This is a genomic window from Limimaricola cinnabarinus LL-001 (assembly GCF_000466965.1).
Lineage (GTDB): Bacteria > Pseudomonadota > Alphaproteobacteria > Rhodobacterales > Rhodobacteraceae > Limimaricola > Limimaricola cinnabarinus.
Window position 1 is genome coordinate 22,061 of record NZ_BATB01000007.1, and the last position, 17,974, is coordinate 40,034.

A 17,974-nucleotide genomic window follows, 5' to 3' on the forward strand; every position below is an offset into this window, starting at 1 on the left:
CTTCGGAGCCCGGTGGGACGGTCACCCTTTTGCCCCCCGCGCCACGGGCGTATGTAGGCGCCACAGGGATGAAAGGACTACCATGGATCGCGCCACCCGCATCAACCGGACCATCGGCCAGGACATCGGGGCGATCGCGACCCAAGTCGCGGCCGCGATCAGGCTTCTCGACGAGGGCGCGACGGTCCCCTTCGTCGCGCGCTACCGCAAGGAGGCCACAGGCGGGCTCGATGATGCGCAGCTGCGCCTGCTGGCCGACCGCTTGGGCTATCTACGTGACATGGACGACCGGCGCGACGCGATCCTCAAGTCGATCCGCGAGCAGGACAAGCTCACCGAGGCGCTGGCCCGCGCCATCGATGCGGCCACGACCAAAGTCGAACTCGAAGACATCTACCTGCCCTACAAGCCAAAGCGCCGCACCAAGGCGATGATCGCGCGCGAGAACGGGCTGCAACCGCTGCGCGACGCGATCATGGCGGATCGGAAACGCGACCCTGAAGAACTCGCCAAGTCCTATCTGAGCGAAGCGGTGCCGGAGGTGAAGGAGGCGCTGAACGGCGCGCGTGACATCCTGACCGAGGAACTGGCCGAAACCGCCGACCTGCTGGGCGACCTGCGCGGCTACTTGCGCCGGGAGGCGCTTGTGACCGCCAAGGTGGTCCCCGGTCAGGAAGAGGCCGGAGCCAAGTTCTCAGACTATTTCAACCACTCCGAGAAGTGGTCGACGATGCCGTCACACCGCGCCCTCGCCCTGCTTCGCGCGATGAAGGAAGGTGTCATCCGTTTCGACATCGGCCCCGACAAGGAGGTCGGCGAACCCCGCTGCGAGTCCATGGTCGCTGCCCGGCTGCAGCCTTCGGGCGACGGTCCGGGCGACCGATGGCTGCGCGAAGTGGCGAGCTGGGCCTGGCGGGTGAAGCTTTCGACGACGATGATGACGGAACTCGTCGCCGAGCTGCGCGCCCGCGCGCATGAAGGGGCGATCTCGGTCTTCGCGCGCAACCTCAAGGATCTACTGCTGGCCGCACCGGCTGGCGCCCGACCGACGCTCGGCCTCGATCCGGGCATCCGCACCGGCGTGAAGGCCGCCGTGATCGACGCCACCGGCAAGGTGCTGGCCACCGACACGCTCTACCCGTTCCAGCCGCGCAAGGACGTGCAAGGCGCGCAGGCGGCGATCCTGCGGCTCGTCAAGGCGCATGGGATCGACCTCATCGCCATCGGCAACGGCACCGCCTCGCGCGAGACCGAAAAGCTGGTCGCCGACACCATCGCCCTGCTGCCCGCCGACGCCAAGAAGCCGACCAAAGTGATCGTCAGCGAGGCCGGCGCTTCGGTTTATTCCGCCTCCGAACTGGCGTCCAAGGAGTTCCCCGACCTCGACGTGTCGCTGCGCGGGGCGGTCTCGATCGCCCGGCGGCTTCAGGACCCGCTCGCCGAGCTGGTAAAGATCGAGCCCAAGAGCATCGGCGTCGGCCAGTACCAGCACGACGTCGACCAGCGCCGCCTGTCGAAATCGCTCGAGGCGGTGGTCGAGGACGCAGTGAACGCGGTGGGCGTCGATCTCAACACCGCCTCCGCACCGCTTCTGGCGCATGTCTCCGGCCTCACTCCGGGGCTGGCGGAATCGATCGTCGCCCGTCGTGACGCGGCTGGTGCCTTCACCAGCCGCAAGGCGCTCCTGAAGGTCGCGCGTCTCGGCCCCCGCGCCTTCGAGCAATGCGCCGGTTTCCTGCGCATCCGCGACGGGAGCGAGCCGCTCGACGCCTCGGCGGTGCACCCCGAGGCCTACGGCCTGGCGCGCCGGATCATCGCCGATTGCGGCCGTGAGCTGCGCGCGCTCCAGTCCGATCCGGCGGCGCTGAAGTCCCTTCGGGCCGAGGCCTATGTCGACGAGAGCTTCGGCCTCCCGACCGTGCGCGACATCCTCTCCGAGTTGGAAAAGCCCGGTCGCGACCCGCGCCCCAGCTTCAAGACGGCGAGCTTTGCCGAAGGCATCGAGCAGATCGGCGATCTGCGCGAGGGCATGGTGCTCGAAGGCACGGTGACCAATGTCGCGGCTTTTGGGGCTTTCGTGGATATCGGCGTGCATCAGGACGGCCTCGTTCATGTGAGCCAGCTCGCCGACCGGTTCGTCAAGGACCCCCACGAAGTGGTGAAGGCCGGTGACGTGGTGAAGGTGCGCGTGACCGAGGTCGACGTGGCCCGCAAGCGCATTGGCCTGACCATGCGCAAGGATGGTGGCGTCTCGGCCAAGGACGACCGCAATGCCCGCGGCGATCGGCGACAGGAGCGGCCCCACGGCATCCCGAAGAAGACCGGCACGCCAGCTCGCAAGGATGGCCAGAGGGGCGGCGCGCCTGCGGGCGGCGATCAACCCGGCGCTTTCGGCTCGGCCTTGCTGGAGGCGATGAAGAAGCGCTGAAATCTCTCGCCGCCGCTCGTTCCTTCGGGCGGCGGCCTGCACTGCCTCGCCTTTGGCGAGCGGTTGCGGGGCCTGCCTTACCGGTTTGTCGCTTCTAGCGCTGTCCGACGAGATGGGCAGCGTCGCGCCCGACATCCGAAGCTCACCCCATCGAATTGCCCGTAGCGTCGAACGATACCGGAACCTCTGTTCAATCCTGTGCAATACGCACGGATCCACACACGATGCAGCTCGTCGAACTAATGTGATATAGGAAGGATATGGTGCACCCGACAGGATTCGAACCTGTGGCCTCTGCCTTCGGAGGGCAGCGCTCTATCCAGCTGAGCTACGGGTGCCAATGGGCGTTCGATAGGCGAAACCGGACGCGGGCGCAACGGCTTTTCGCCGCCGCCCCCGCGTCAATTCGCACTCAGCCGAACAGCTCGTGGCAAAGTTCGAGCGCGTCGACGAGGCGGTCGACCTCGGCCTCGGTGTTGTAGAGGCCGAACGAGGCGCGGCAGGTCGCACCGACGCCCAAATGGTCCATCAGCGGCATCGCGCAATGGGTGCCGGCCCGCACCGCGATGCCCTTCTTGTCGAGCACGGTCGAGATGTCGTGTGCATGCGCGCCGCCCTCGATGGTGAGCGAGAAGATCGCGCCCTTTCCGGCCGAGTTGCCTTGGACATTAAGCCAGTTCAGCCCCTTGAACCGCTCGATCGCCCGATTGCGCAGGTGCCTCTCATGCGCGGCGATGTCGTCCATCCCGACGCCCATCATCCAGTCGAGCGCCACGCCCATGCCGATGGTCGAAACGATGGACGGCGTGCCGGCCTCGAACCGCATCGGCGGTTCGTTATAGGTCACCGTGTCGCGCGTCACCCGGTCGATCATGTCGCCGCCGCCCATGAAGGGGCGCATCTCGGCCATGCGCTCGCTCCGCACGTAGATTGCGCCCGCGCCCGAGGGGCCATAGAGCTTGTGACCGGTGATCGCATAAAAATCGCAGCCGATCGCCTGAACGTCGACCGGCATGTGCACCGCCGCCTGGCTGCCATCGACGAGCACCGGCACGCCGCGGGCGCGCGCACCGTCGCAAATCGCCTTCACGTCGACCACGGTGCCGAGCACGTTGGACATGTGGGTCACGGCCACGAGTTTGGTCTTCGGCCCGATCGCGTCGATCACCGCCTGCGGGTCGAGATCGCCATTCGCGTCCACGTCGACCCATTTGATCACCACGCCCTGCCGCTCGCGCAGGAAATGCCACGGCACGATGTTGGCGTGGTGCTCCATGATCGACAGCACGATCTCGTCGCCTGGCTCCATGCGCGGCATGGCCCAGCCATAGGCGACCATGTTGATGCCTTCGGTGGTGCCGGTGTTGAGGATGATCTCCTCGGCGCTGGCGGCATTGAGGAACTTGCGCACCACGTCGCGGGTGCCCTCGTATCTCTCGGTCGAGATGGTCGAGAGCGTGTGCAGCCCGCGATGCACGTTCGAGTATTCCTGCGCATAGCCACGGTTGATCGCGTCGATCACCACCTGCGGCTTTTGCGCCGAGGCGCCGTTGTCGAGATAGACCAGCGGCACGCCATTGATCTCGCGCGACAGGATCGGGAACTGGGCCCGGATCTCTTCGACGTCATACATTGGGCAATCCTCCCTGGGCGGTCAGCCCGGTGAGCGCCAGCAGCAGCGCGAGCGCCGTGCCGATGGCGATGAAGGCAAGAAACAGCGCCGCCATGGCCCGGCCGACGCCGCGAAAACCATGCAGCACCTGAATGAAGCGCGCGAGGCACCAGAAGAGCCAGACCAGCCCCGCGAGACCGATCAACCCCGCGACCGGCGGCAGCACGAGGATCAGCACCCCCTGTACCAGCCGCAATACCATGGCCAGCACCTCGAGCCAGACCACGAGCGCCAGCGCCGAGGCGAAGCGCCCGACCCCGCCGAGCATCCGGCCCGTCGCTGTCACACCGCCCGCGAGCAGCACCAGCGACACGCCCAGGAGCCCCGCATAGCCGAAGGGCGACAAGCCGAAGGAGCCGCCCTCCGCGTCCATCGGCATCATCGGCATCGCGCCTTGGATCAGCGCGGTCAGCACCACGCTCAGGCAGGTGACGAGAACCAGCGCCTGCCATGCGGTGGCCGCGCCCGGAAAGCTGCGCAGCAGCCGCGCCGCCGCGTCGCCGGGCGCGCGCAGGCTCAGCCGCAGGAGATCTGTCAGATAGGTCCACATGATTTCAGCCCCGATGCGCGACGGCGGCGCGCAGGCCCTGCGCCCAGAACCAGAAGAACGCCGCGATCCAGATCGCGCCCACGACATGGGCCGCGGGCCCCTGCCCGTTGAGGCCCGTCTGAAGCCCGTAGAGCAGCCCCGCAGGCGTCGCCGCGAGAAAGGACCAGAACAGCGCAAGCCGGGCGGAGAACGCCGGGATGCGGCGCTTGGCCAAACGCAGCGCGAGCCAGCTCAGCCCCGCCACGGCATAGAAGACCAGCGGCCAGAAGAAGATCCACGCCACCAGCTCGTAGGCGACGAGCTTCGACAGCTCGTCGCCGGTCTCATGCGCCACCCGCGCCAGCCGCGGCCATTGCGCCACGAAGATCAGCCCGCAGCCCGCCATCAGGAAGGCAATGGCCCGATCCTCGCGTCGCCCCTGATCGAGCAGGTCGGCCACGACCCGGCGCGGATGGCGCCAGGTCCTCAGAATGTCCGAGGACACCGCCATCTCAGCGGCGCCGCTCGAGCCAGCCCGCGAGCTGCCCGCGCAGCGTCTCGGCGAGATCCTCGTCCTCGATCTCGGCCAAAGCCTCGGCGACGAAAGCCAGAACCAGCAGGTCCTGCGCCTTGTCCTCGGGGATGCCGCGCGACTTCAGGTAGAACAGCGCCGTGTCGTCGATGGCACCCGAGGTCGAGCCGTGGCTGCACTGCACGTCGTCGGCATAGATTTCCAGCTCTGGCTTGGCGAGGAAGTTGGCGTCCTCGTCCAGAAGCAGCGACTGGCTGATCTGGTAGCCATCGGTCTTCTGTGCACCGGGCTCGACCAGGATCTTGCCCTGGAACACGCCGGTGGCGCCGTTGCGCAGCACCTTCTTGAACACCTGACGGCTTTCGCAGTTCACCGCGTCATGGGTGACGAAGACCGTATCGTCGTGGTGGAAATCGCGTCCGTCGCCAAGCGCTGCCCCCGCCACATGCGCCACCGCATCGTCGCCCTTGAGCGTGATGATCACCTCGTTGCGGGTCATCATGCCGTTGAGCGAGAGCGTGAAGCTCTTGAAGGTGCTCTCCTCGCCAAGCCGGGCAAAGACATGTGTGGCCGCCCGGCGCTCATGGTCACGGCCCTGCATGCGGACATGGTGGAACGCGCCGCGATCGGCGATGTCCACTTCCATGCCGGTGTTGAGCCGCGCCGCGCCGACACCGCTTTCGAGCAGCGTCAGCTCGGCGCCGTCCTCTACGCGCACCATGTGACGCAGCACCGCCTCGGCCCGGTCGTCCGAGCGGCGGTAATCGAGGTGCACCGGCTTCGACACTTTGCCGGTCGCGCGCAGGACGATGCCGTCCTCGGCGAAGGCGGTGTTGAAGATCGCCAGCGGACGGTCGACCCGGTTCTGGCCCGCCGCCTCAAGAACGCCAAGCAAGCCTTTGATCCAATGGATATCCTTGGTCACGGCATCCGAGAAGCGCTCGATCTCGAGGTTCTCCTGCGCGAGGTCGTCCGAGGCCTCGGCGTCGAACACGCCGTCGGTGAAGACGACGCGCAGCACCTCGGTGTCCTCGAAGCCCGGCGCGTCGAGGGCGATCTCGGCGCGCGGCGTCTCGGGGGTCAGGAACTCGGCCGGGTTGGTAAAGCGCCAGTATTCGTCGCGGCGATAGGGCAGCCCCATGCCGACAAGGCGGTTGAGCGCGTCATGCCGCGCCTCTCGCGCCCAAGCCGCGCCGCCTTCGGGGATCGAAAGCCCCGAAAGGCGCGCCTCGGTGGCGTCGGATTTCGCTTTGGGAAGCGCCATTACTGCACCTCGTCCATCAGGTCGCATAGCCGTTCTTTTCAACCTCGAGCGCCAGCTCGGGGCCCCCGGTCTTCACGATGCGGCCATTGGCCATGATGTGCACCACGTCGGGCGTGATGTGGTCGAGCAGACGCTGGTAGTGCGTGATGACAAGGAACGACCGCCCCTCGTTGCGCAGTGCGTTTACGCCGTCGGAGACGAGCTTCATCGCATCGACGTCGAGGCCCGAGTCGGTCTCGTCGAGGATGCACATCTTCGGCTCGAGAACCGCCATCTGCAGGATCTCGTTGCGCTTCTTCTCGCCACCCGAAAAGCCGACATTGACGGGACGCTTCAGCATCTCGGCGTCAATCTTCAGGTCTTTGGCCTTCTCGCGCACGATCTTGAGGAACTCGGCCGCCGAGGCCTCCTCTTCGCCGCGTGCCTTGCGCTGCGCGTTATACGCGGTGCGCAGGAAGGTCATGTTGCCGACACCCGGTATCTCGACCGGATACTGGAACGCGAGGAAGAGACCGGCAGCGGCGCGCTCCTCGGGCTCCATGTCCAGAAGGTCGATGCCCTCAAGCTCGGCGGAGCTTCGGTCACTTCGTAGCCGTCGCGGCCCGACAGCACGTAGGAGAGTGTCGATTTGCCAGAGCCGTTCGGCCCCATGATCGCATGCACCTGACCCGCGCCGACCTCGAGGTCGACGCCCTTCAGGATCTGCTTGTCCTCTTCTTCAAGTTTGACCTTCAGGCCACTGATCTTAAGCATCTATTTCTCCTTCCGCATCACTTCCTGCGGGTGAATGTCTCTAGGATCCAGGTCAGGTCGTCTGCCGGGATCGATGTGGGATCGAGGGCGAACTCGGCCATGCGGCCATGCATCGCCACCGGGGCGCCGTAGCGTTCGACCTCGTGGTAGATCGGCCGCCCGGCATAATCGTCGAAGAACAACCGCACCGGACGCGTGATCCGGAACAGCGTGGTCAGAAAGCACGCCGCACGGAACCGCCCATCGACCAGAACCACGTCGGGATGGACGAAATCGTCCCGGTCCCAGACGGTCGTCGGGTAGCGGTGAAACCGCCGCCAAGTCGAAGCCTCGTCCGCCGGCTGGCCCCACTTGCCCGTGGGGCCGATATCGCCGTGATGCAGATGCACCGTGGCCTCCGGAGGGCTGGCCTCGAACCAGCGGGTCAGCTCCGCGATATAAGCGCGGTCGCTTTCCACGGCGAAGACGGTCCGACCCGGCAGCAGCGCCGCCATCGCGGTTGAACCGCCAGAGCCGTATTCGAGGATCGTGGTCGCACCCTCATAGGCCGCGCCAAGGGCGCGGGCCTCCGCCTCCGCCTCCGGAAAGGCGAAGTCCGGGGGCGCGACCAGATCCATCAGCCGACCGAGCCTTCGAGCGAGATCGCGACGAGGCTTTGGGCCTCCATGGCGAACTCCATCGGCAGCGCCTGCAGGACCTCCTTGCAGAAGCCGTTGACCACGAGGGCCACCGCCTCCTCTTCGTCCATGCCGCGCTGGCGGCAGTAGAACAGCTGCTCGTCATCGACCTTCGAGGTGGTCGCCTCGTGCTCGACGCGAGACGAGTTGTTCTTGACCTCGATATAGGGGACGGTGTGCGCCCCGCATTTGTCGCCGATCAGAAGGCTGTCGCACTGCGTGTAGTTGCGGCTTTCCTTGGCCTTGGGGTGCATCGAGACGAGGCCGCGATAGGTATTCTGCGCCTGACCGGCCGAGATACCCTTGGAGACGATGCGCGACTTGGTGCGCTTGCCCAAATGAACCATCTTGGTGCCGGTGTCGGCCTGCTGGTGGTTGTTGGCGATGGCGATCGAATAGAACTCGCCCTGGCTGTCGTCGCCGCGCAGGATGCAGGACGGGTACTTCCACGTCACGGCGGAGCCGGTCTCGACCTGGGTCCACATCACCTTGGCCCGGTCGCCGCGGCAATCGGCCCGCTTGGTGACGAAGTTGTAGATGCCGCCCTTGCCGTCCTCGTCGCCCGGATACCAGTTCTGCACCGTGGAATATTTCACCTCGGCGTCTTCCTCGACGATGATCTCGACCACGGCGGCGTGCAGCTGCGCCACGTCGCGCTTGGGCGCGGTGCAGCCTTCGAGATAGGACACGTAGGAGCCCTTGTCGGCGATGATCAGCGTCCGCTCGAACTGGCCGGTGTTCTCGGCATTGATGCGGAAATAGGTCGACAGCTCCATCGGGCAGCGCACGCCCGGCGGCACGTAGACGAAGGAGCCATCCGAGAAGACGGCCGAGTTCAGCGTGGCGTAGAAGTTGTCGGATTGCGGCACCACGGTGCCGAGATACTTCTTCACCAGCTCGGGATGCTCGCGGATCGCCTCCGAGATCGAGCAGAAGATCACGCCCGCCTTCTTCAGCTCAGCCTGAAAGGTCGTGCCGACCGAAACGCTGTCGAATACGGCGTCCACGGCCACCTTGCGCTCACCATCGGCGGGCATGGCCTCGGCGCCCTCGACACCGGCGAGGATCATCTGCTCTTTCAGCGGAATGCCGAGCTTCTTGTAGGTTTCCAGAAGCTTGGGATCGACCTCGTCGAGCGATTTGGGCTTCACTTCCATGCTCTTGGGGCGGGCATAGTAGAAGATGTCCTGAAAATCGATCGGTGCGTATTTCACCATCGACCAGTTCGGCTCGTCGAGCTGCTCCCAGCGGGCAAAGGCCTGCAGACGCCATTCGGTCATCCACTCGGGCTCTTCGTTCTTTTCCGAGATCAGCTTGACGATGTCGGTGTTCACGCCCTTGGGGGCGTAATCCATCTCGATCTCGGTGTTCCAGCCGTGCTTGTAGGCGCCCGACAGCTTCGCCACGGCATCGACCGTATCCTGGTCGACGCCTTCCTTGGCTTCGTTGGTCATGTCCTTTTCGAGGATCGCCATGACGGTCTCCTTTTGTCACTCACGCCGCGCGGGCGCGCATTTTCCTGTAGGCCGAACTCCAGGCATCCGCGAAACGCATCACCTGTTCTTCGGTCGTCTCTACTCCGAGCGAGACGCGGATCGCGGATTGCGCGACGTCGCTCTCGTATCCCATGGCGGTCAGCACCCGACTGGCGCGGACCTTGCCGCTCGAACAGGCCGATCCGGCGGAAATCGCGATGCCGGCGAGGTCCATCGCCATCACCTGCGTCTCGCCCTTCCAGCCAGCGGCGGCAAAGCAGCTCGTGTTGGGCAGGCGTGCAGCGCCCCTGCCGGCAAAGATAAGATCTGGTGCGGCGTTTTCCACCGCCTGCTCCATCCTGTCGCGCAGAGTTTTCACGCGGCTCCAGATGCCCTTTCCGAGGTCGCGCTGCGCCGCGCGGGCCGCTGCCGCCATCCCGGCGATGCCGATCACGTTCTCGGTCCCGGCGCGGCGGCCCATCTCCTGCCCGCCCCCCCTGATCCGCGCGGCAAGGTCGGTGCCGCGTCTGAGGATCAGCACGCCGACCCCCTTGGGCCCGCCGAACTTGTGGGCCGAGAGGATCGCCATGTCGAGGCCGGACCAGTCGAAGGCGAAGGGCACGCGCCCGAAGCCCTGCGTGATGTCCGACACCGCCAGCCCTTGGGGCAGCGACTGGATCACGCCGGTCTCGGAATTGGCGAGCTGCAGCACCGACCGGGCCGGTTCGGCCACCGTGACACCGCCCTGCCCATCGACCGGCAGCGCGTCCGACACCCATGCGGCCACGGCGTCATGTTCGACCGCCGCACCGTCGAGCCCGCGCCCGTCGAGCGCCAGCGCCGCGGCCTCGGTCGCCCCCGATACGAAGACGATGTCGGCCGAGGCCGCGCCCGCCGCTTCGGCGATCTCGGCGCGCGCGCGCTCGATCACGGCCTTGGCGGCGCGGCCCTCGGCGTGGACCGAGGACGGGTTGCCGGTGACGTCCATCGTCGCGATCATCGCCTCGCGGGCCTCCGGCCTGAGCGGCGCGGTGGCGTTGTGGTCTAGGTAGATCCGGCTCATTCGTCCACCACATGAAACAGCGTCGGCACGGCCGGGCACGGGGCGAGCCCGTTGCCGGTCACATCCGACAGGCGGGTCTGGTGCAAAAACACGTAGACATGCGCCGAGAGTCCCTCCCAAAGCCGGTTGGTGAGGGATTGCGCCCTGCTGCCCGACGCGCCGCCCGAGACACCCGCGCCCTTGTGCATCGCGCTGACGGTTTCATCGACCGCGCCGAGGATCTCGGCCACCCGGATCTCGGAGGCGGGCCGCGCGAGGCGGTAGCCGCCGCCCGGACCACGTACGCTGTCGACGAGACCGTCGCGGCGCAGCTTGACGAAGAGCTGTTCGAGATAGGGCAGTGAAATGTCCTGACGCCGGGAGATTTCGCCCAGCGTCACCAGCGCGCCCGGAGGCTGCAGCGCCAGATCGGCCAGCGCCACCATGGCATAACGCCCCTTGGTCGACAGCTTCATGGCTCTCCCGCTCCGTTCCGACGCCCGCGTGGGCCATTGTGATTGACGCCGCAAGGGGGTCTGGTTAACTCCCCTACAGCCGCTCCGATGCAACCGTCTTCGGAGTTAGAACCGTTCTAAGGTGTCCGATGGTTTCTGTCAAGAAACTGTCACACGCACCGCAGCCGCAAGGGACGTCCATGCCCGAAGTCATCTTCCCCGGCCCCGAGGGCCGGCTCGAAGGCCGCTACCACCCGCAGAAGGACCGCGATGCGCCGATCGCCATCGTGCTGCATCCGCATCCGCAGTTCGGCGGCACGATGAACAACCGGGTCGTCTACAACCTGCATTACGCCTTCTACGAGATGGGCTTCACGGTGCTGCGCTTCAACTTCCGCGGCGTCGGACGGAGCCAGGGCGAATACGACCAGGGTATCGGCGAGCTTTCGGATGCGGCCTCCGCGCTCGATTATCTCCAGTCGATGAACAACAATGCCAAGCATTGCTGGGTCGCGGGTTTTTCCTTCGGCGCGTGGATCGGCATGCAGCTTCTTATGCGCCGTCCCGAAATCACCGGCTTCGTGTCGGTGGCGCCGCTGGCCAACATGTACGACTTTTCGTTCCTTGCGCCCTGCCCTTCGTCGGGCCTGATCATCAACGGCTCTGCCGACCGCGTGGCGCCGCCCGCCGATACGGTGGGCCTCGTGAACAAGCTGCACGACCAGAAGGGCATCACCATCACCCACGAGGTGGTCGAGGGCGCCGGGCACTTCTTCGAAGACCCGCACATGGACACGCTGATCGGCTCGGTGAAGGGCTATGTCGGCCGTCGCCTGACCGAGAACACCCGCTGATGGGCATCACCGAGGATCTCGCCGACGCGCTCGCGCGCGACGTCATCGCCGCTGCGGAAAAGCTGGGCGATGACGAGGTGATTTCCGAGGTGTCCGAGGCGCTCGGCGCGTCCTCGACGACGACGCAGGAAGCGTTCCTGACGATGGTGCGGGTGCGGCTCGCCGAACAGCGCGCGCGGCGGCTTCTCGACGAGAGGCTGCGCCAGGGCAGTCGGAAATGAGCCGCCTCGACGCGCAGCTGGCGTTCCTCGGTGAGGCGGACCGCCTGAAATCGGTGCTGCGCGCGACCTCCCTGCACGACCGCTCACGCCGCGAAAACTCGGCCGAGCATAGCTGGCACGTGATGCTGCACGCGCTCGTCCTCGCCGAACACGCGGCCCGCCCGGTCGACGTCTCCCGCGTGATGACAATGCTGCTGCTGCACGATCTGGTGGAGATCGACGCGGGCGACGCGCCGATTCACGGCGGCCACGACCCGGCCGAGCAGGAGGCCAAGGAACAGGCCGCCGCCGACCGTCTCTTTGGCCTGCTGCCGGTCGATCAGCGCGACGCGATGCGCTTCATCTGGGAAGAGTTCGAGGCCGCCGAAACCGACGACGCCATCTTTGCCAAATCCATCGATCGTGTGCAGCCGGTGCTGTCGAACCTCGCCACCGATGGCGGCACCTGGCCCGAATACAACGTGACGCCCGAACAGCTGGAAACCCGCGTCGGCGTCAAGGTCGCGCGCGGTGCGCCCGCCGTCTGGTCCGGCCTTCGCTCGCGCATCGACGCGTGGTTCTCCGGGCGCTGAGCCTCGCTACTTCACTATTGAAATACTCATGACGCGCCGCCCCGGTCAGGCGCGCGGTGTCACATCGCGCGCCGACGCCACCGCGTCCCGCTCCAGATGCTCGCGCAGGATCGCCGCGTTGCGCAGGTTGGCTTTGAAGCCGAAATCGATGAGATCGCCGATCACCGGGATCGAGCCCACGACGTAGTCCACGCCCGTGTTGAGCGCCATGCGCCCGATCTTGCGGCGCGGCACCCCGAGCTGATGCGCCCGCCACACCAGCCATGCCGAGGGCGCGAGCGAAATCGTGTCGCCGACGCCCGGGATCAACCCGAGCAGGCTGTCATAGCCGAACCGAAATCCGAACAGCTTGAAACGCGCATCCATCAGATGCGCCATGCGGTCGAGCCGGGCCAGCTCCTCGGCGTGGCGGATGGGTGCGGCGGTGTCTTTCGGCATGATCTGGCTCCTTTAGCTGCCTCAACACGTGAAACTGCGCGAAGTTCGATCGTATACGAGTGTATGCCGCCTTCCAAACCGGCGCGAGACACGTTATGCCCCGCGACGAGACAGCATAACAAACGCGGAGGCCCCCGTGACCAAGATCAAAGTCGAAAATCCGGTCGTCGAGCTCGACGGCGACGAGATGACCCGGATCATCTGGGACTTCATCAAGCAGAAACTGATCCTGCCCTATCTTGACATCGACCTGAAATATTACGACCTCGGCATCGAGGCACGCGACGAGACCGACGACCAGATCACGGTCGACGCGGCCCATGCGATCCAGAAATACGGCGTCGGCGTCAAATGCGCGACGATCACCCCCGACGAGGCCCGCGTCGAGGAGTTCGGCCTCAAGCGGATGTACCGTTCGCCCAACGGCACGATCCGCAACATCCTCGGCGGCGTCATCTTCCGCGAGCCGATCATCTGCCGCAACGTGCCGCGCCTCGTGCCGGGCTGGACCCAGCCGATCGTCGTCGGCCGTCACGCCTTTGGCGACCAGTACCGCGCCACCGACTTCCGCTTTCCGGGCAAGGGCAAGCTGACGATCAAGTTCGTCGGCGAGGATGGCGAAACCATCGAGAAGGAGGTGTTCGATGCGCCCTCCTCCGGCGTCACCATGGCGATGTACAACCTCGACGATTCGATCCGCGACTTCGCCCGCGCCTCGATGAACTACGGCCTCGCCCGCGGCTGGCCGGTGTACCTCTCGACCAAGAACACGATCCTCAAGGCCTATGACGGCCGCTTCAAGGACCTGTTCCAGGAGGTGTTCGACGCCGAGTTCGCCGAAGACTTCAAGAAGGCCGGCATCACCTATGAGCATCGCCTGATCGACGACATGGTCGCGGCGGCGATGAAGTGGTCTGGCGGCTATGTCTGGGCCTGCAAGAACTACGATGGCGACGTGCAGTCCGACACCGTGGCGCAGGGCTTCGGCAGCTTGGGCCTGATGACCTCGCAGCTGATGACCCCGGACGGCAAGATCGTCGAGGCCGAGGCCGCGCATGGCACCGTGACGCGTCACTTCCGCCAGCACCAGAAGGGCGAGCAGACCTCGACCAACTCGATCGCCTCGATCTACGCCTGGACCGGCGGTCTCAAGCACCGTGCCAAGCTCGATGACAACGCGCAGCTCATGACCTTCGCCGAGACGCTCGAAAAGGTCACCGTGCAGGCGGTCGAGGACGGTCACATGACCAAGGACCTCGCGCTGCTCGTCGGACCCGATCAGAAGTGGCTTACCACCATGGGCTTCCTCGAGAAGATCGACGAGTATCTCAACAAGTCGCTCGCCTGAGTGCCATGCGCTTTCCGCGCAAATTGATGATGGTGGCGGCGGTCCTGATCGGGGCCGCCGTCCTCGTCTCTGTTGCCCGCGACCGCTGGGGCGGCGAACGCCTTCCCGTGGCCGATGACTGCATCTCGGCCGTGCGCACCAACCGCTGCGACGTCGATCTCGTAGTGCATGCGGGCGATCTGGTCAACGGCCGCCGCATCTGGCTGCGGCCCGACCAGGCGCTGCCGCGTGACGCGCAGCCGCCCTTCCACGCCTGCGAACTGCCGAACCTGCCCGTGCAGATGTCGCATCGGTTCATCCCCGGCGCGCGGGTCTGGGGCTGCGAGCTTCCGCCGCGCCTGCGGGGCGACTGACCCCTAGACAGGTCAGAATACCTGCCCTATGTGACGGAAATGCGCAGCGTCTCTACCCCCACCCGCCACTCCGTCGTCGAGGACCTCCAAGGCCTCGGCATCGGTGTCTTCGCCTGCTCGATCGGGCTGCATGTCCTGACGCAGGTGGGCCTGATCACCGGCCAGACGGCGGGCATCGCCGTGATCATCTCCTATCTGACAAGCTGGTCCTTCGGCGCGGTATTCTTCGCGATCAACCTGCCGTTCTACTGGCTGGCCTGGCTGCGGATGGGGCCGGAGTTCACGCTCAAATCGATCATCTCGGTGACGCTGCTCTCGGCCCTGACCGAGTTTCTGCCAGCGCATTTCGAAATCGTGCGCCTCGACACATGGCTCGGCGCGACCGTGTTCGGCGTGCTCACCGGTCTCGGCCTCTTGGGTGTGTTTCGCCACAATGGCAGCCTCGGAGGCTTGGGCATCGTGGCGCTCATCGTGCAGGATCGCCTTGGCTTTCGCGCGGGCTACGTGCAGCTTGGGGCCGACGCGATGATCTTCGCCACAGCCCTGATGCTGTTCGACACGACCACGGTGCTGTGGTCACTTCTGGGCGCGGTGATCCTCAATACGGTGATCGCGTTCAACCACCGCCGAGACCGTTACATCGCCACCTGAGGTGCCGCCCATGCCTTGGATCGTCCTGTTCTTCGCCATCGCCTGCGAAACCGTCGCCACCACCGCGCTGCATGCCAGCCAGCAGTTCACTCGCCCCGGCCCTGCCGTGGTCGCCGTGCTGGGCTATTGCCTGTCGTTCTACCTGCTGTCGCTGGCGCTCGAAGCCATTCCCGTGGGCATCGCATATGCGATCTGGGCGGGCCTCGGGATCGTGCTCATCGCCGCGATCGGCTGGACCCTGTTCGGCCAGAAGCTCGACGCGGCGGCGCTGGTCGGCATGTCGCTGATCCTTTCGGGCATCGTCGTCATCAACGTCTTTTCGGGCAACAACCCGCACTGAGAGCGTCTCGTCGCGCGCATCCCCGCCATGCCGCCGCGCCGCGGCGACAAGGCTGGCCAACCGCGCGATTTTGGTGTAGAGGCGCGCTGACCCCTGAAAGAGTGAATTGAATGGAAATCCGCAACATCGCGATCATCGCGCACGTTGACCACGGCAAGACGACGCTGGTGGACGAGCTCCTGAAACAGTCCGGCGCCTTCCGCGAGAACCAGGCCGTCTCCGAGCGCGCCATGGACAGCAACGACATCGAGCGCGAGCGCGGGATCACCATCCTCGCCAAGGCGACCTCTGTCGAGTGGGGCGACACCCGCATCAACATCGTCGACACCCCCGGTCACGCCGATTTCGGCGGTGAGGTGGAGCGGATCCTGTCGATGGTCGATGGCGTGGTGCTGCTGGTAGACGCTGCCGAAGGCCCGATGCCGCAGACCAAATTCGTGACCTCCAAGGCGCTGGCCCTCGGCCTGCGTCCGATCGTGGTGCTCAACAAGGTCGACAAGCAGGACGCCGAGCCCGACCGTGCGCTCGACGAATGCTTCGACCTCTTCGCCAACCTCGGCGCCGATGAAGATCAGCTCGATTTCCCCGCGATGTACGCCTCCGGCCGCTCTGGCTGGGCCGACATGGAGCTCGACGGGCCGCGCAAGGACCTGACCGCGCTGTTCGACCTGATCGTCAAGCACGTTCCCGCGCCCAAGCAGCAGCAGGCCAAGAACGAGCCCTTCCGCATGCTGGCCACCACGCTGTCGGCCGACCCGTTCCTGGGCCGAATCCTGACCGGCCGCGTCGAGAGCGGTTCGCTGCGGGCCAACGAGACCGTCAAAGCGCTGTCGCGCAAGGGCGACAAGATCGAGCAGTTCCGCGTCTCCAAGATCCTCGCCTTCCGTGGCCTCGGCCAGCAGCCGATCGAGGTTGCCGAGGCCGGTGACATCGTGACCCTCGCCGGCATGTCCAAGGCCACCGTGGCCGACACGATCTGCGACCTCTCGGTCGAGGAGGCGATCCCGGCCCAGCCGATTGATCCGCCGACCATCACCGTGACCTTCGGCATCAACGACAGCCCGCTCGCCGGCCGCGATGGCAAGAAGGTGCAGTCGCGCGTGATCCGCGAGCGGCTCCACAAGGAAGCCGAATCGAACGTCGCGATCCGCATCGACGACACGCCCGGCGGCGAGGCCTTCGAGGTTTCGGGCCGTGGCGAATTGCAGATGGGCGTGCTGATCGAGAACATGCGCCGCGAAGGCTTCGAGCTGTCGATTTCGCGTCCGCAGGTGATCTTCAAGGAAGAAGACGGCGTCCGCATGGAGCCGGTCGAGGAAGTCACCATCGACGTCGATGACGAATACACCGGCGCCGTGGTCGAAAAGCTCACCGGCGCCCGCAAGGGCGAGCTGGCCGAGATGAAGCCCGCGGGCACCGGCAAGACCCGGATCATCGCCTACGTGCCCTCCCGCGGCCTGATCGGCTATCACGGCGAATTCCTGACCGACACGCGCGGCTCGGGCGTTCTCAACCGTATCTTCCACGGCTGGACCCCGCACAAGGGCGCGATCCAAGGCCGGCGTCAGGGCGTGCTGATCTCGATGGAGAACGGCACCGCGGTGGCCTACGCGCTGTGGAACCTCGAAGATCGCGGCAAGATGTTCATCCACCCGCAGGCCCCGGTCTATGAGGGCATGATCATCGGCGAGCACAGCCGTGACAACGATCTCGAAGTGAACCCGCTCAAGGGCAAGAAGCTGACCAACGTGCGGGCTTCGGGCACCGACGAAGCGGTCCGCCTGACGCCGCCCGTCGAGCTGAGCCTCGAGCAGGCGATCGCCTATATCGACGACGACGAGCTGGTCGAAGTGACCCCGCTCGCCGTGCGCATGCGCAAGCGGTTCCTCGACCCGCACGAGCGCAAGCGTCAGGCGCGCGCGAGCTGATCGACGCTATCCGAACATGAAAACGCCTGGTCGAAAGACCGGGCGTTTTTCGTTCCGTCGTGGTGTCAGACCGGCGTGACCGCGTCGCCGAGTTCGACCCATCCCGGCTCGATCACCTCCAGACACCAGCCGCCATGCCCGCGCATCGCGTTATAACCGCCCTCGCCGAGCGCGACCTCCATGCGCGAGCACGGCGCGCAGGGCACCGAAAACCGCAGCAGAGCCGTGCCGACGCGCAGGTCGCGGTGCCGCGCGGCGGTCAGGTTCACACCCGATACGACGATGTTGCGGCGCAGGGTTTCAGGCGCGACCGTCTCCAGCGCCGACAAAGACGCGATGACCGGCAGATGCTCGGATTGGAGGAGCGTCACCGCCCGCTTGCCTGGCCGCGCGTGATCGCCCGCGAGGCCCGAGGCGGTGATCTCCACCCTGGCGACGGAGA

19 protein-coding genes, 1 tRNA gene and 1 pseudogene are annotated in these 17,974 nt (G+C 66.0%); 9 read left to right on the plus strand and 12 right to left on the minus strand.

Annotated features, from left to right (window positions below; genetic code table 11):
- The first annotated feature begins 82 nt into the window (after positions 1 to 82).
- A complete protein-coding gene (locus MBELCI_RS04385) occupies positions 83 to 2,428 on the plus strand; it encodes a Tex family protein (RefSeq protein ID WP_021692945.1) in 2,346 nt (781 codons plus the stop codon).
- A gap of 261 nt (positions 2,429 to 2,689) precedes the next feature.
- Here MBELCI_RS04385 and MBELCI_RS04390 read toward each other — a convergent pair.
- The 10 genes and pseudogenes from MBELCI_RS04390 to iscR all read right to left on the minus strand — a co-directional run bounded on the left by MBELCI_RS04390 (position 2,690) and on the right by iscR (position 10,848).
- Positions 2,690 to 2,766, minus strand: a tRNA-Arg gene (locus MBELCI_RS04390).
- 74 nt (positions 2,767 to 2,840) lie between these two features.
- Positions 2,841 to 4,061: a cysteine desulfurase gene (locus MBELCI_RS04395; protein ID WP_021692946.1), complete on the minus strand. Its 1,221-nt coding sequence runs from the start codon at positions 4,059 to 4,061 to the stop codon at positions 2,841 to 2,843.
- Positions 4,054 to 4,650, minus strand: a complete 597-nt coding sequence (locus MBELCI_RS04400; protein ID WP_021692947.1) for a Yip1 family protein — start codon at positions 4,648 to 4,650, stop codon at positions 4,054 to 4,056. Before MBELCI_RS04400 ends, MBELCI_RS04395 begins: the two co-directional genes overlap by 8 nt.
- A 4-nt stretch (positions 4,651 to 4,654) precedes the next feature.
- The gene (locus MBELCI_RS04405) at positions 4,655 to 5,140 is read right to left on the minus strand and encodes a hypothetical protein (protein ID WP_021692948.1); all 486 of its coding nucleotides are present in this window, start codon (positions 5,138 to 5,140) and stop codon (positions 4,655 to 4,657) included.
- Position 5,141: 1 nt separating this feature from the next.
- Entirely contained in the window at positions 5,142 to 6,425 is a 1,284-nt protein-coding gene (gene sufD / locus MBELCI_RS04410) for a Fe-S cluster assembly protein SufD (RefSeq protein WP_021692949.1), read from the minus strand.
- 16 nt (positions 6,426 to 6,441) lie between these two features.
- Positions 6,442 to 7,178 (minus strand): annotated as a pseudogene (sufC, locus tag MBELCI_RS04415) (Fe-S cluster assembly ATPase SufC).
- A 17-nt stretch (positions 7,179 to 7,195) separates the two neighbouring features.
- On the minus strand, positions 7,196 to 7,795 hold the full coding sequence (locus tag MBELCI_RS04420; protein WP_021692951.1) for an O-methyltransferase: 600 nt from the start codon (positions 7,793 to 7,795) through the stop codon (positions 7,196 to 7,198).
- On the minus strand, positions 7,795 to 9,330 hold the full coding sequence (gene sufB, locus MBELCI_RS04425; protein WP_021692952.1) for a Fe-S cluster assembly protein SufB: 1,536 nt from the start codon (positions 9,328 to 9,330) through the stop codon (positions 7,795 to 7,797). Before sufB ends, MBELCI_RS04420 begins: the two co-directional genes overlap by 1 nt.
- Before the next feature lie 19 nt (positions 9,331 to 9,349).
- A complete protein-coding gene (locus MBELCI_RS04430; RefSeq protein ID WP_021692953.1) occupies positions 9,350 to 10,393 on the minus strand; it encodes a cysteine desulfurase family protein in 1,044 nt (347 codons plus the stop codon).
- Complete coding sequence (iscR, locus tag MBELCI_RS04435) at positions 10,390 to 10,848, minus strand: Fe-S cluster assembly transcriptional regulator IscR (RefSeq protein ID WP_021692954.1); 459 nt, start codon at positions 10,846 to 10,848, stop codon at positions 10,390 to 10,392. Before iscR ends, MBELCI_RS04430 begins: the two co-directional genes overlap by 4 nt.
- A gap of 179 nt (positions 10,849 to 11,027) precedes the next feature.
- On the opposite strand from iscR, the gene MBELCI_RS04440 reads away from it, so the two are divergent.
- From MBELCI_RS04440 to MBELCI_RS04450, 3 genes are read left to right on the plus strand one after another with little or no spacing between them, the layout of a single operon-like run.
- Positions 11,028 to 11,681, plus strand: coding sequence for an alpha/beta hydrolase (locus MBELCI_RS04440; protein WP_021692955.1), 654 nt, complete (start codon positions 11,028 to 11,030; stop codon positions 11,679 to 11,681).
- Positions 11,681 to 11,902 carry a hypothetical protein gene (locus tag MBELCI_RS04445; RefSeq protein WP_021692956.1) on the plus strand — a complete coding sequence of 74 codons (222 nt, stop codon included), beginning with the start codon at positions 11,681 to 11,683 and terminating at the stop codon, positions 11,900 to 11,902. Before MBELCI_RS04440 ends, MBELCI_RS04445 begins: the two co-directional genes overlap by 1 nt.
- Positions 11,899 to 12,474: an HD domain-containing protein gene (locus MBELCI_RS04450; protein WP_045319702.1), complete on the plus strand. Its 576-nt coding sequence runs from the start codon at positions 11,899 to 11,901 to the stop codon at positions 12,472 to 12,474. The genes MBELCI_RS04445 and MBELCI_RS04450 overlap by 4 nt, the downstream gene beginning before the upstream one ends.
- 45 nt (positions 12,475 to 12,519) lie before the next feature.
- On the opposite strand, the gene MBELCI_RS04455 is transcribed toward MBELCI_RS04450, so the two are convergent.
- On the minus strand, positions 12,520 to 12,912 hold the full coding sequence (locus tag MBELCI_RS04455) for a DUF4112 domain-containing protein (protein WP_021692958.1): 393 nt from the start codon (positions 12,910 to 12,912) through the stop codon (positions 12,520 to 12,522).
- A gap of 136 nt (positions 12,913 to 13,048) precedes the next feature.
- Here MBELCI_RS04455 and MBELCI_RS04460 point away from each other — a divergent pair, with 136 nt between their 5' ends.
- The 5 genes from MBELCI_RS04460 to typA all read left to right on the plus strand — a co-directional run bounded on the left by MBELCI_RS04460 (position 13,049) and on the right by typA (position 17,532).
- Positions 13,049 to 14,260 (plus strand): NADP-dependent isocitrate dehydrogenase, encoded by a 1,212-nt coding sequence (locus MBELCI_RS04460; RefSeq protein WP_021692959.1) that lies wholly within the window; start codon positions 13,049 to 13,051, stop codon positions 14,258 to 14,260.
- Positions 14,261 to 14,265: 5 nt separating this feature from the next.
- Positions 14,266 to 14,613, plus strand: a complete 348-nt coding sequence (locus MBELCI_RS04465) for a hypothetical protein (protein ID WP_021692960.1) — start codon at positions 14,266 to 14,268, stop codon at positions 14,611 to 14,613.
- A 39-nt stretch (positions 14,614 to 14,652) separates the two neighbouring features.
- A complete protein-coding gene (locus MBELCI_RS04470) occupies positions 14,653 to 15,264 on the plus strand; it encodes a YitT family protein (RefSeq protein WP_021692961.1) in 612 nt (203 codons plus the stop codon).
- A gap of 10 nt (positions 15,265 to 15,274) precedes the next feature.
- A complete protein-coding gene (locus tag MBELCI_RS04475; RefSeq protein WP_021692962.1) occupies positions 15,275 to 15,604 on the plus strand; it encodes a DMT family transporter in 330 nt (109 codons plus the stop codon).
- 110 nt (positions 15,605 to 15,714) lie between these two features.
- The gene (gene typA, locus MBELCI_RS04480) at positions 15,715 to 17,532 is read left to right on the plus strand and encodes a translational GTPase TypA (RefSeq protein WP_021692963.1); all 1,818 of its coding nucleotides are present in this window, start codon (positions 15,715 to 15,717) and stop codon (positions 17,530 to 17,532) included.
- A 65-nt stretch (positions 17,533 to 17,597) separates the two neighbouring features.
- Here the strand turns inward: typA and MBELCI_RS04485 are convergent, their stop codons facing one another.
- Complete coding sequence (locus MBELCI_RS04485) at positions 17,598 to 17,960, minus strand: MOSC domain-containing protein (RefSeq protein WP_021692964.1); 363 nt, start codon at positions 17,958 to 17,960, stop codon at positions 17,598 to 17,600.
- Between the last annotated feature and the right edge of the window lie 14 nt (positions 17,961 to 17,974).